16 protein-coding genes are annotated in these 12858 nt (G+C 53.3%); 3 read left to right on the forward strand and 13 right to left on the reverse strand.

What is annotated here, in order from left to right; genetic code table 11:
* The first annotated feature begins 141 nt into the window (after nucleotides 1-141).
* Nucleotides 142-1281: a THUMP domain-containing class I SAM-dependent RNA methyltransferase gene (locus CPT76_RS00635; RefSeq protein WP_105441591.1), complete on the forward strand. Its 1140-nt coding sequence runs from the start codon at nucleotides 142-144 to the stop codon at nucleotides 1279-1281.
* Between the two features lie 127 nt (nucleotides 1282-1408).
* Complete coding sequence (locus tag CPT76_RS00640; RefSeq protein WP_105441869.1) at nucleotides 1409-3382, forward strand: LTA synthase family protein; 1974 nt, start codon at nucleotides 1409-1411, stop codon at nucleotides 3380-3382.
* A gap of 37 nt (nucleotides 3383-3419) precedes the next feature.
* Here CPT76_RS00640 and CPT76_RS00645 read toward each other — a convergent pair whose 3' ends face one another.
* The 13 genes from CPT76_RS00645 to CPT76_RS00705 all read right to left on the reverse strand — a co-directional run bounded on the left by CPT76_RS00645 (nucleotide 3420) and on the right by CPT76_RS00705 (nucleotide 11936).
* Nucleotides 3420-4244 carry an aldo/keto reductase gene (locus CPT76_RS00645; protein ID WP_105441592.1) on the reverse strand — a complete coding sequence of 275 codons (825 nt, stop codon included), beginning with the start codon at nucleotides 4242-4244 and terminating at the stop codon, nucleotides 3420-3422.
* A gap of 197 nt (nucleotides 4245-4441) precedes the next feature.
* The gene (locus CPT76_RS00650; RefSeq protein ID WP_105441593.1) at nucleotides 4442-4723 is read right to left on the reverse strand and encodes a hypothetical protein; all 282 of its coding nucleotides are present in this window, start codon (nucleotides 4721-4723) and stop codon (nucleotides 4442-4444) included.
* Between the two features lie 134 nt (nucleotides 4724-4857).
* Nucleotides 4858-5160 (reverse strand): iron-sulfur cluster assembly accessory protein, encoded by a 303-nt coding sequence (locus CPT76_RS00655; RefSeq protein WP_105441594.1) that lies wholly within the window; start codon nucleotides 5158-5160, stop codon nucleotides 4858-4860.
* Nucleotides 5161-5334: 174 nt separating this feature from the next.
* Complete coding sequence (locus tag CPT76_RS00660) at nucleotides 5335-5616, reverse strand: hypothetical protein (protein ID WP_105441595.1); 282 nt, start codon at nucleotides 5614-5616, stop codon at nucleotides 5335-5337.
* A gap of 167 nt (nucleotides 5617-5783) precedes the next feature.
* Nucleotides 5784-6983 carry a M14 family metallopeptidase gene (locus tag CPT76_RS00665; protein WP_105441596.1) on the reverse strand — a complete coding sequence of 400 codons (1200 nt, stop codon included), beginning with the start codon at nucleotides 6981-6983 and terminating at the stop codon, nucleotides 5784-5786.
* A 338-nt stretch (nucleotides 6984-7321) separates the two neighbouring features.
* On the reverse strand, nucleotides 7322-8134 hold the full coding sequence (racE, locus tag CPT76_RS00670; RefSeq protein WP_076170743.1) for a glutamate racemase: 813 nt from the start codon (nucleotides 8132-8134) through the stop codon (nucleotides 7322-7324).
* A gap of 206 nt (nucleotides 8135-8340) precedes the next feature.
* A complete protein-coding gene (locus CPT76_RS00675; RefSeq protein ID WP_105441597.1) occupies nucleotides 8341-8682 on the reverse strand; it encodes a YtxH domain-containing protein in 342 nt (113 codons plus the stop codon).
* 3 nt (nucleotides 8683-8685) lie between these two features.
* Nucleotides 8686-9150: a hypothetical protein gene (locus tag CPT76_RS00680; RefSeq protein ID WP_076170270.1), complete on the reverse strand. Its 465-nt coding sequence runs from the start codon at nucleotides 9148-9150 to the stop codon at nucleotides 8686-8688.
* 184 nt (nucleotides 9151-9334) lie between these two features.
* Entirely contained in the window at nucleotides 9335-9760 is a 426-nt protein-coding gene (locus CPT76_RS00685) for a DUF86 domain-containing protein (RefSeq protein WP_105441598.1), read from the reverse strand.
* A 155-nt stretch (nucleotides 9761-9915) separates the two neighbouring features.
* Nucleotides 9916-10203 (reverse strand): Dabb family protein, encoded by a 288-nt coding sequence (locus CPT76_RS00690; protein WP_076170272.1) that lies wholly within the window; start codon nucleotides 10201-10203, stop codon nucleotides 9916-9918.
* Between the two features lie 149 nt (nucleotides 10204-10352).
* The gene (locus tag CPT76_RS00695; protein WP_374954580.1) at nucleotides 10353-10706 is read right to left on the reverse strand and encodes a phage holin family protein; all 354 of its coding nucleotides are present in this window, start codon (nucleotides 10704-10706) and stop codon (nucleotides 10353-10355) included.
* Between the two features lie 70 nt (nucleotides 10707-10776).
* On the reverse strand, nucleotides 10777-11211 hold the full coding sequence (locus CPT76_RS00700) for a polysaccharide deacetylase family protein (protein ID WP_105441599.1): 435 nt from the start codon (nucleotides 11209-11211) through the stop codon (nucleotides 10777-10779).
* Nucleotides 11208-11936 (reverse strand): polysaccharide deacetylase family protein, encoded by a 729-nt coding sequence (locus CPT76_RS00705; protein WP_105441600.1) that lies wholly within the window; start codon nucleotides 11934-11936, stop codon nucleotides 11208-11210. Before CPT76_RS00705 ends, CPT76_RS00700 begins: the two co-directional genes overlap by 4 nt.
* A gap of 313 nt (nucleotides 11937-12249) precedes the next feature.
* On the opposite strand from CPT76_RS00705, the gene CPT76_RS00710 reads away from it, so the two are divergent.
* The gene (locus tag CPT76_RS00710; RefSeq protein WP_076170275.1) at nucleotides 12250-12843 is read left to right on the forward strand and encodes a helix-turn-helix domain-containing protein; all 594 of its coding nucleotides are present in this window, start codon (nucleotides 12250-12252) and stop codon (nucleotides 12841-12843) included.
* Nucleotides 12844-12858: the final 15 nt, after the last annotated feature.

The raw sequence follows: 12858 nt of genomic DNA on the forward strand, positions 1-12858 counted from the left end.
ACAAATGTTTGTGATTGACTTTACATTATCCTATAATGTGAGGATGAACAAAGATCCGCACCCGAACGCTGCTGCAGGATCTACCATCATTGTATGAATTTTTACGGTAGTCTACAAGAATAATGGAGTTGAACACGCACCATGCCAGAGCTGCAGTTGATTGCAACCGCCCCGATGGGCCTTGAAGCCATCGTCGCGCGCGAGTTGAAGGAATTAGGTTATAACGACGTTCAAGTCGAGAACGGAAGGGTCAATTTCACCGGAGATTACAAAGATATTTGCCGCTGCAACTTGTGGCTCCGGACGTCCGACCGCATCCTCGTCAAAATGGGGGAATTCCCCGCCAAGACGTTTGACGAATTGTTTGAAGGGACCAAGGAGCTGCCCTGGCAGGACTGGATTCCGGCGAACGGGGAGTTCCCCGTGGAAGGCCGCTCCCACCACTCCCAGCTCAGCAGCGTGCCCGCCTGTCAGGGCATCGTCAAGAAAGCGATCGTTGAAAAGTTGAAGCAGAGCTATCATACCGATTGGTTCCAGGAGAACGGTCCGCGTTATGTCATCGAAGTCAATCTGCTCAAGGACGTGGCGCTGCTGACGCTGGATACGACCGGTCCGGCCCTGCACAAGCGGGGATACCGCAAGCTGGTTACCGAAGCCCCGCTGAAGGAGACAATGGCCGCCGCTTTGCTGCAGATAAGCCGCTGGAATCCGTCGCGGCCGCTGTATGATCCCTGCTGCGGCTCCGGCACGATCCTGATCGAAGCGGCCCTCCTCGGCTGGAACATTGCGCCGGGTCTGCGCCGTTCCTTCCCTTCGGAGCACTGGCCGGCCATTCCCGAGGAGCTGTGGAGCGAGGCGCGCGAGGAAGCGTTCGATGCGGTGCAGGACGATGAGCCGCTCCAGCTGACCGGCAGCGATATCGATCCGAAGGCGATCGAAGTCGCCAAAGCAGCCGCCAAGAGCGCAGGCCTCGCAGGCGAGATCGATTTTCAGGTGCTCCCTGCCTCCAAAGCCCATCCGCAAGGGGAATACGGCTGCCTGATTACCAATCCGCCGTACGGGGAGCGGCTCAGCGAGAAGACCGAAGTCGAGAAACTTGTCCGCACGCTGGGGAATACGGCCAATCAGCTGCCGACGTGGTCCTTCTTTGCCTTAAGCCCGACCAAACAGTTCGAGCATTACTTCGGCCGGAAGGCCGACAAGCGGCGGAAGCTGTTCAACGGCCGCATCGAATGCCAATATTATCAATTCCTGGGGCCTCTTCCGCCCCGCCGTTCGTAACAAACGCTGCCGCTTTGTCAGGAGCTGTCCACTTGGACAGCTCCTATATGGTTTTGTGGTATATCTTATCATGATCTATTTACAACGCTATAGCAGGAGGTTGTCCAATTTGAACTACTCATACAGCATGTCCAGTCACGCTTCAAATGGCGGCTTCGGGCGGTTCATCCGCTCCCGTTACTTCACATACTGCCTATTTTTGCTGTTCATGATATATAAGCTGCTTCTTTTCCATTTTAAACTTCATATCAGCAAAATTGATTTCAACCCGCTGGACTTTTTCATCGGCCTCGGATCCCTGATCCTCGTATCGTTCTGGACCTTATGGCTTCCCCGGCGCGGGCAGCGGATCGCGCTTATCGTCGTTAACCTATTGCTTACGGCGCTGATGTACACGGACTTGGTGTACTACCGATATTTTCAGGATCTGGTCACCTTTACGGTGATGATGCAGGCAAGTCAGGTGGACTCCCTCGGGGACAGCATCATGACACTGCTTCATTGGAGCGATCTATGGTTTGCCGCGGATTGGCTGCTGCTGGCCGTCATCGCGTTATGGAAGCCGTCAGGATGGCGAAGTCCGGCAAGGGGGGCACTGAATTTTACGGTCGGCAAATCACCCACCCGGAGGACCGGATTCGCTCGCCGCTTCTCATCGGGGATCGCCGCCCTGGTGATCGGCTGCGTCGTAACGTTTGCGCCGCTCAAGTTCTACATCGATTACTACGCTGTCGGCCTTTTTACCGGAAATTGGTGGAACCTTTCGCTTTATAACGTAACCGGGCTGCTCGGTTTTCATGTATACGACGCATACCGCTTCGGTAAAGAGCATTTGGGTCCAAAGCCCGTGCTCGCTTCGGGCGAAGTCGACAAGGTGCAGGAATGGTTTGATCATAAAGATACAACGCGTTCGGAGAACGACGCCATGTTCGGCAAGTACAAGGGCAGCAACGTCATGGTCATCCAGACCGAGGCATTCATGAATTTCATGATCAGCAAGCAGATCGGCGGACAGGAAATCACGCCGAACTTCAACCGGCTCATGAAGGAAAGCATGTACTTCAGCCATTATTATCATCAAACCGGCCAGGGCAGAACCTCCGATGCGGATTTCTCGTCCCAGACTTCCCTGCATCCGGTTCCGTACGGCTCAGTTTTCATCCGCTACGCTGACCATCAGTTCAACTCGCTCCCGGCGATCCTGAAGGAGTACGGCTACACGCCAAATGCGTTCCATGCTTATGACGGCAGCTTCTGGAACCGGAATGCGATGTACGAAACCTTGGGCTACGACCGGTTTTTCAGCAAAAAGGATTACGATATCGACGAGCCTCTCGGCTGGTCGCTTGGGGACAAGTCCTTTTTCAAGCAGTCCATGGATCAAATTGAGCAGCTTCCGCAGCCGTTCTACTCGTTTCTGATCACGCTCTCCTCCCACCATCCGTTCTCGCTGCCGGACGACGTGCAGGAGCTGAATGTCGGCGAGTTCGACGGAACCGTCTTTGGAGATTACCTGCAGGCGATCCACTATGTGGACGCAGCGCTCGGTCAGTTAGTGGAACGGCTGAAGCAGGACGGCCTTTGGGATCATACCATCCTGTATATCTACGGGGATCACGACAATTCGGTGAAGGACAAAGACGTCTATGAGAAGTTTCTGGGCAAAAGGCTGACCGATTTGGACATGGAGCAGATCATGAACGAGGTGCCGCTCCTCGTTCATCTGCCGGACGGGGAGGGCGCAGGGGTGTATGACAAACCTGCCGGACAGCTGGACATGGCGCCATCACTCCTGCACCTGCTGGGCATTTCCGCCAAGTCCCAGTACATGATGGGAAATGACCTGTTTGACGGCCAAGACCGGTTCGTGGTCCTGCGCAGCGGAGCTTATACAGACGGCAAACGCTTCTACATTCCCTCCCAAAGCGGCATGTTCGAGGATGGCAGCTGCTATAGTCTGGAGACCGGCAAAACGGTTGATGTCAGCACTTGCCGTGCCGGCTATGACCGGGCGAAAAAGGAGCTGTATACCTCCGATGAAACCTTGCAGTATGACCTGATCCCTAAGCTCAATCAAAATGAAAAACCCGGAACTCCTTAGTGAGTCCGGGTTTTTGCTGCTTATATCGAAGATTATGCTAGAACAGAAGCTTGTCCGGATCGCTGCCGACGCGGCGGTTCTGATTGAGGCTGTCGATCTTCTTGATTTCGTCGGACGACAGCTCGAAATCAAAGATGTCCGCATTCTCGCGTATCCGGGAAGGTGTAACCGACTTCGGAATCGTGACGATCTTGTTCTGGATGTTCCAGCGCAGGATAACCTGGGCCGGCGTTTTGCCGTATTTTTGGGCGATGCCCGCCAGCGTCGAATCGTCGGTAAGTTTGCCCTGCATGAGCGGGCTCCACGCTTCGAGCTGGATTCCCTGTGCGCCGCAGAAATCCTGCAGATCCTGCTGGATCAGCCGCGGGTGCAGCTCCACCTGGTTCACGGCAGGAACCGTCCTGCTGTCCTGCATCAGATCCTTTAGATGGTGAACGTGGAAGTTGCTGACGCCGATGGCCCGGATTTGTCCTTCCTCATACAGGCGCTCCATCGCTTTCCACGTATCTTTGAATTTGTCTTTGCCAGGCCAATGAATCAGGTACAAATCGATGACCTCGAGGCCAAGCCGCTTCTGGCTGCCTTCGAAGGCCCGGAGTGTAGAATCATAACCCTGGTCGTCGTTCCACACTTTGGTCGTGACGAAAAGCTCGCCTCTCGGAATGCCGCTCTCGGCAATCGCGCGGCCTACTTCTTCCTCGTTGCCATAAACTTTTGCGGTGTCGATGCTCCGGTAGCCGATCTCCAGCGCCAGCTTTACCGCCTTATACACATCGTCCCCTTGGGCTTTGTAAGTGCCCAGTCCAAGCCATGGCATCGTAACTCCGTTATTCAGGATGGTGCAATCGGTAATGTGCTTCATACTCTCACAACCTTCCTTATGAAATAATGGGGAGACTAAAGAAGACAATCCTCATTATAGCATAATCAGGGGCGGGCCCCAAAAAAGCCCTTTCAATAGGGTCGGCACTCCCGCTGTATGGATTTGACCCGAATCCCGAATGATGACATGCAAAAAACCCGCAAAGCGCAGTGCGCTTCACGGGTTCAGACAGGAACCTACGAATTCGATTTCCCTTCATCGGACGTCAGTGACGCCAAACGGCTCTTCTCCTCGGCCAGCATTTCTTCAGCCAATTCGACCGCTTGACGGTTCTCCGCCAGGCCAGCTTGACGTACGGCTTGTTCCGTATGAGCCAGACGGTTGTGCGCCTGCTCGATCATTTGCCCGGTCGGATGGGACAGAGCCGAGGAAACCGCGTTGTGGAGCTTCTCCACCGCGTTTTGAGCCTGGGATACCGAATTTTGTGATTGCAGACTGGAATCGTAACGTGTTGTCATAAACAGTTGCTCTCCCTTCACTACAAAGTTCCTACCCGTCCTTAGAATGGTATGGAAGGAGCGGAACTATGCAGCAATCCGGGAATCCACCATTTTCCACCAGATCCCTGCACGCAGGTTCGAAATAGAGCGCCTTAGTGATCGCCGTGATTGCCTTGGGCTGGATTGGTGATCACAAAGCCTTCTTGCGGAAAATACAAATAGTCGATTTTGACGCCGTCAAGAAGCGGCTCATTCTTGTCCAGAAGCACATCGATTTCCTTATCGGTGCTGACGATTTCATCCGAATCCTTGGGCTTGTCCATATCCAGGCCGTAGTGCGCATGGTCGCCATGGGCGTGAGTCACGAGCACGCGAAGCTTCAGATCGCGGTTTTCTTCCTTCTCGAGTTCTTTTTTAAGCACCTTGGCCGCATTGCGGGTAATTTTGCATTTCATCGGCTACATCTCCTATAGGTAAGGTCAGTTTTACATACGGTATAGATTGAACTCAAGTTCCGAATTGAACCCCTGTTGTAACAGCTTATCCAAGCTCTTCAACATAAATTTCTTGAGTTCATTCTATTTGTAACTATTGATTGTACAGTATCGGATATAGGATGGCAAGAAGCCTCAGCGCACCGGACCCTTGGGCGGATGAATCGTACCGTTGTCCAGCAGACCAGGGTATTTTTTATCCATCCGGGAGACAAACCATCCCGTCATCAGCATCGTGACTCCTATATCGTCAATCGGGATAAACGGCATAACGTCGGGCAGCACCCAATACAGCACCACCGGAACGAGAAACAGCAGCTTGTCCGTAATGGCCACTTGAGGTGACATCAGGTAGCGCCAAATCCGGGAGAACATGTGGGACCAGCGCCGCAGCGACAGCAGTCTTCTCCATTTCATACCTTTCCCTCCTCTTCATGTATATGTGTAGTACGGATCCATCCGGACCCGGACGAGCTCTTGCGCGAAAAAAGGAAACGATCGCCGGTCTCTACTTAAACCTAACACAGCGTCCGCTCCCTTAATCATATCATACGTAATCTTGCTGAAAATGTTTCAATATTTTTTCACAATGACATGAGTTCAGCAAGAATCAAACCGACGTCCAGGCTGATTTGATCGTAATCCTCAAGCGGAAGCGGGTTTTTGCCCAACCCGACCTCGACAGTAAAGCCGGGACGGCGGAAATGCTGGATAAACCAGTCTTTATAGCCGGCGTCGCTGCCTTCCAGCTTCACGGGACGATAGCCGCTGACCTGGCCCAGGCGCCTTGACCATTCCCGGCTCTCCTTGGGCTCATAGTTGCGGTAATTCCAGTAAATCTCCTGCCCCTGGCTGTGCAGAGATACGGCCGCATCGGGCGACGTTTCCAGCGTAAAGGCCGCCAGCGCCGCCGCTTCCGGCTCCGTCAGCGGGGCGGTACCCGGGTAATCCCGGGGGGAAGGTGACCGTTTGCCCCGCCTTTGCACCTCTTCCTCCCAATGGGCCGGGAACTGATCGCCCAGGTCCACGCCGTGAATATTGGCCTTCCAATGCCGGAAGTCGCGGCGGCAGCCGTTCCACTCCGTCAGCTGCCTGTAATACGGATGTCCGGGATGAATCCCTTCCTGAACCAGCTCCACGCCGTCCGGATTGACCATCGGGACGACCCAGAGCGTGCACTGCTGGTACCACTGCACGGGATCATAGCCGTTCCAGCGCTGCCCGCATTGCAGACTGCAGACGTATTCCTCGATGAAACGCATGACGGACGGCGTCGTAATCCATTCGTTTGCATGGATGGAAGCGTTCACATGTATATGTTTGCCGCCTTCCCCGATTTTTACATACGGAAGCGGTTTTCCGAGGACACTCTCTCCAATCGATCCGGTTTCGATCTTAGGATAGAACGCCGCCAACTGCCGGATATCATCCTTCAACTGACGGTAACCGTATTCTCCCAGAGGCTGGACGATACCCGCCCGTTCGGACGGAGGAAGCACCAGGACGCGCCCTTCGGGAAGAACATGCGGCGAGATGCCGGGATTCATCTCCATGATCGCCTCTTCCCGGGTTTGAAAGGCCGCAGCGATGCGGTCCAGCGTATCACCGGCCTGAACCTCATACCTTCTACGTGGAGAAGAGGGAAGGTACAGAATCTGCCCAGGAATTAAATAGGGCTGGTCGGAAGCCCAAGGGTTGGCATTGATAATATGACTCGCCGATAACCCCTTGCTTGCGGCGATGCGTCTCAGGGTGTCGCCTTTCTTCACGGTATACTGCTGCATGGCATCGTTCCTTTCCGCGGGACTAGACCGCAGTCATCATCACCATTCGTAACATTGTATGCCCCAGTGAGCTTGGCCCATGCGGTAAAAACGATCCCTAACGCCCTGCGTCCTTTTTGAAAAAATAAAAAAGCGTCTGTATAAGTTGAAAAATTGAAATCGATGATAAGGGCATGTACGTAAAATGTTCCTACGATCACTCTAAGCCAAACCTCAAGGAAGCCAGACTCCATTTAAACGGAGTTTTCACACGATAGGAATGCCGCGACTTCTTTATATCCAAAAAATCCGTAAGTCACCCTGAAGGCGGCTTACGGATTTGAGACCATCCAAAATCCTTATTCATCAAATTTGGAGACCTGCCATACGACTGGCGTCCGCCGGATTTGCTCCCCCAGCCACAGCTTTGCGATCCGTTTAAACATTTCGGGGTCGCCGCTGCAAAAAAACTGATGGACCGGGCTCTCCTCCCGGCTGGCGAGCTGCCCTTGATTATACAGAATGGTGCTGATTTCACGTGCCGTCTCGTTCGCCGAGCTGATCAGCTTGACGCTGCTGCCGATCACTTCCTGAATCGTATCCTTCAAAAAGGGATAATGCGTGCATCCCAAAATCAGACAATCGATGTCGGATTGGCGGATTCCCGCGAGCGACCTTTCCACGATCGCCGTCGTTTCTTCCGAGCGGAACAAGCCCTGCTCCACGAGCGGAACCAGATCCGGACAAGCCTGGCTAACCACCTTGACATAAGGCGACAGCTGCTGAAGCGCGGTGGTATAGGCCCCGCTGCGAATCGTACCGACGGTCCCGATGACACCCACCTGACCGGTTTTGGTCGCGCTGATGGCGGCTCTGGCTCCGGGATGAATTACCCCGATGACCGGAATCGGCACTTTTCCGGAAATATAGTCCAGCGCCGCAGCTGTCGCCGTATTGCAGGCGATCACGATCGTCTTGGGACTGAATTGGATCAGAAAATCGACGATCTGCTCCGTAAATTTTCTCACTTCATCGGACGAACGGGGTCCGTAAGGGGTGCGGGCGGTGTCTCCAAAATATATGATTTTTTCCCGTGGGAGCTGTCTCATGACCTCTTTGGCCACGGTGAGCCCGCCCACACCCGAGTCTAAAATTGCGATTGCCTGCTGCACGAACACACCGCTTCCTTCTCGTTTTCTTCTCTCTGTAGCTACCATATGAAAACCGTCAACAAAACGTACCTCATATCTTAACCCATTTCGTTTTTTCGGACAACCGCGGCATCGCACCTGAAAATATGGAAAAACAGGCCCTGCTCCCGGGTGACACCAGGAGTGGGCCTGCGTTTTACGTTTCTGAATCCATGCTTGCTTCCAAATTAGTCCCGCTTCGCTTCAGCGTCGGTCAAATCGAGATCTTCGAACTCATCGGGCTCGCCAGCGGTTTCTTCCGAGAAAGAGGAGATCTGGGCCAGTTCTCCGGCTTCCTCCCCGTCAGCCTTGGACTTGCGCCAGGATTGGATATCGGCGATGACGTTGCCTGCGGTATCCTTCACCTTGCCGGCCCATTCCTGGGTTTTGCCACCAACCGTGCGTGCGCCCTCCGCAATATCCTGACGCAGTTCTTTCCCGGATTTCGGCGCAAGCAGCAGCGCGGTTACCGACCCTACAATACTTCCGACCAATGCGCCCCACAGCAGGCTTTTATTCTTTTCCTTCATATCTCATCTCTCCTTTTCGCTTGATGGCACCGTTCCCGGCGGGTAAGCCTCCTGCTTCCAGGAGTGCCATACCGACAGCCCCACATCCAGCCAACGGAACGCTTCCGCGAGCCGAAGCTCGTTATCGCGGTGGGCTTTCTCCAGTCGCTCCATGGCGGAATCGGTGACGAGCTTCGAAATCGAATCCACCCGCTCCAGCGTGCCGGTTAAAGTTTCGCCAGCCAGCCGCAGCGATGAACTGAACGGTTCGATGTCTTCCACCCGCTCATGCAGAAGCGACAGTGTTGAAGATGCCTGAGTCAGCAGCTCCCTGGATTCTGCAGCCAGCTGTGTCATGTCGGCTCCCGCCTTCCCCAGAACGGATTCCGCCCGCAGCAGTACTCTCCTCAGCGTATGTAGAAGGATCATTGCCACAACAGCGAACATGATAAATCCGCAAGCGATGAGTATATAGCCCCATTCCGCCATGATGTTTCACTCCCTTCGCCCAGCCGGGCTAATGCCTAGTTGATGGTGTATTATAAGCAGGGCGGGGTTGTCTTGACACAAAATGGGCGCTATTTTTAAAAAAAATCTGCAGAAACACAAAAAGACCCGTCCATTCCCATGGACGGGCCAATAACAACCTATGTCACTGCGGCGGAGAACCGGATTACGCACCCAGCTCCTGCTTCAAATAATCACGCACCTGCACGGAAAACTGTTCGAGAACGTCCGGCAAGACCGGTGTCAGCTTGTGCAGGCTTCTCCGGTCCCATGCGTAATATTCCTGCACCAACGGTTTGCGGAGACTGACGAGCTCAGCCAGCACGGCAAACACTTCATCATCAAACACGCGCTCCTCATGCGTAATTTCTACGATATCCTCGTAGCTGCTTGCGTCGCGCATAATAAATCCATCAATTAAATAGCTGCCGACATCGGTTACGACCTCAATGGCCAAATGCAGCGCCCGTTCCTGAACGAAACCGGACATAATCCCGCCATCCCAATTCCCGGCAACCTGCTTCAATGCTTCCACGATGTCCGGAATCGCTTCCAGACGCCGCTGAATTTGTTCCTGGTTCACGTAATACACGGCCTTACCTCCATGATGTTGGAAATTTATTTGTCCCGTTTTCCGCGGCGCTTCAGCCAGAATAACATGACAAACAAGGCCGCATAAATACGATGAGCAGGAATAAGGTCTCCATTGGATATTCTAAATCGCTCATGTCCCATTCTTCCTATTCTTTAGAATTCGTAGTCCACACTCACGGATACGTCTTTCACTTCGTTGATGTGGCGGATCACGATCTGGTGCTCAGGATGAACCTGGTAAGCCTGCAAATCTTCCAGCGATGCAAGCTCCGTCACCAGCGCGATATCAAAAGAACGTTCCGAATGGATGACGTCGAGTCCAACCTCAATCGATACGAGCTGCGGAATCTTCCCCTCCATATTGCGGAGGACCGCGGCGGTGCGTTCAATACTTTCCGGTGATCTGTCCTTTAATTTAAAGAAGACGATATGCTTAATCATGGTATCATGCTCCTTGTCCCATTCGAAAAGTGTACTGAGAAAAATATACCATATCCTCCCCCTCAGGGAAAGGAAACATGAAGAACCGTCACAGATCGGGACCGTCACCTTTGTCTTTATTTCGCAAAACGGCGATGAGCTGGCGGATTTTATCCGGCAGAGGCAGGCCAAGCCGTCCGTAATTTTCGGAATCGATATGAGTTCGTTGGACATGTAAAAATGATCGCCCCCGTCTTGATGACGTCGCTCCCGCTGCCGATCAGCACGTCCATCTGGTGCGCAAGGACGATGACGAGCAGCATCAGCGCTTTCCGGGTAAGACCCCAGAATCCGACCTGGCTGTCCAAGCCGGATCCTTCCTTGATGGAGGCCAGAACCCCTGTTGCATAGTCGATGAGTATGGTGATCAGAAACACCGTAAGCAGCTGATCCCACCCTCCCAATACAACGGTAAGAATTCCGCCAGCGGCCGCACTGATGCCGTTAACAGCCAGATGATTCATCTCACAGCCCCTCCTTTCCTACCATCTCTTAATCACGGGCCTATTTCATAGATTTGCAGGGCGATTGGTCTTACCGTTTGTCGTTCCAGAAGTTGACTGGCGGCGTGCTGTTGGTCAGCGGCTTGAACGTGTAACCTTCGGCTTTCAGCGCTTTGATCAGCTTGTCCAGAATCGACGTGGTCGCCGTCTGGTCATGGAAGAGCACGATCGGGGTAACCCCTCTCTTCTTCATGGCCTTCACATCTCTCAGCACGTTGTTATAAATCGTCTGCGGATTGCTCTTGTAGCGCCAGTCGTCCGAATCAATGTTCCAATCCCACAGATGGTAGCCGTAAGAAGCCGTCAAATCCCGGTAGCTCTGAGTAAAATACGGCTTGCTTCCATAAGGCGGGCGGATCATTTTCGTGTAAACGCCAGCAGCGGCGTGCAGCTTGTCGTTATCGGTGTTCATCTCACCCAGCGCGGACGAAGGTGAAGCGTAGAACGTATTTTTCTGGTGGCTCATGCCGTGCAGGCGGCCCCATGCCCTTCCTTCACGATCCTGAGGACAGCGGACGGATGCGAAGCGATATTATTACCCAGCATAAAGAAGGTCGCCTTCACCTGATTGCGGTCCAGCACGTCGAGCAGGCGGGTCGTACCTGCATTCGGACCGTCGTCGAACGTAATGTAGATCACTTTGCTGCCCTGCTGCGCCGTCGTGCCGTTCCCCGTGGAAGGCTTCTGGACAGCCGTCTTCTTATGTTCCTTGATATACGTGCTGTATTTCAGCGCCAGCTGATGGTCCGTCAAGGAGGCGGAACTGTTCACCGCACGGTACAGCGACTGTGCAGCGTTGTAGGAAATTTGATAGCCGAACTTGTCGGTCAGCTTCCGCAGGGAGACGAGCGTTCTTCCGTTTTTCAGAATGGCGTCCTTCCCGGGAACCGTCAGGACAAGTGCCTGCTTTCCGCGCGAAATGGTCAGCTTGCCTGCGGCGTACTTCGCCGACGCATTCATTTGGGAAACCGTAGAGGCGACGGGTACAAACAGTGTACCGTTATGTATAAGCGGCTGGGGCTGGTCGTAAGTGATCAGTTTGTCATTAACAGCGACAAAGACGGAAGCCTTGACAGAGGACGCCGTGCTGCCCGCGGCTGTAGCCAGCCCTCCTTCTGCCGAAAGGACGGTGCCAAAAATAAGCAGGAATGATAAGAGCCATTTCGAGTAGTGCAACTTCTTTTTCAACATAATCTACCAACCTTTTTCTCTCGGATTTGGCTAAGATGTCGTAGATACGCGAATCTAGTAATCTAGCACCCTTGCATTGTACCCTTCCCGGCTGGCGAGTTCAATTTCAATTCGGTAACAGTTTGATGACTGAATTGGAAGCATTTTGGGGTTGAAGTGAAAAAATAGTTCCTATTATTCACTTGACAACGGGATACCGTAAATTCCCGGGTCATTCGGCTGAAAACCGGGACCTTGCAGAAACAGGCGATAGCACTATTGAAAACGTAGACGAAACTATTGTAGAATTTTAAGAAAAATCATCGGAGGAAATATGCCTAAACAACAAGAACCGCATTCCATTCAGGCGTGGTCTCTGATCAATCGCAAATACTTAGGAAAAGGAATCCGCGTCAAACGCTTTCGCAAGCCATCCCGCTGCCAAATCCGCAACCGCGTGCTGCTGGCCGTCCTGATGGCCAACGATATCAAGCTGTCCCAGCTGGCTGAGGACATTTCGGTTTCTTCCCGGAGCGTGAGCGCCTGGGTATATGAAGGACGGATCCCGGGAAAAAAGAATTTGGACAAGGTATGCCAATACCTGGGCTATCCGCATCACATTCTGTTTAATCATACCGTCACATCCACAAGCCCGATCATCTGTCAGCCATCCTCTTCGCGCTTCATGCGCCGGACGCTGACCCGGTCGCCTGTCAGCAACAAAATACTAACGGGGCTGTGCATGGTTCACGACCTGTCCGTCAGCGACGTCAGCGAATGGATGGACATCCATCCCGGAACGTTCCGGAAATGGCTGCACCAAGGAACGCTGCCGTCAGCCAGCTTCCAGGACCGGGCGGAACAGTTTTTCCGCATCCCGAAATTCATTTTGTTTGCCGACTGCATATTGCAAGACGAGGAATCATGACACTTTTGGCTTATT

The sequence above is a fragment of the Paenibacillus sp. AR247 genome (assembly GCF_002968895.1).
GTDB lineage: Bacteria > Bacillota > Bacilli > Paenibacillales > Paenibacillaceae > Paenibacillus_AQ > Paenibacillus_AQ favisporus.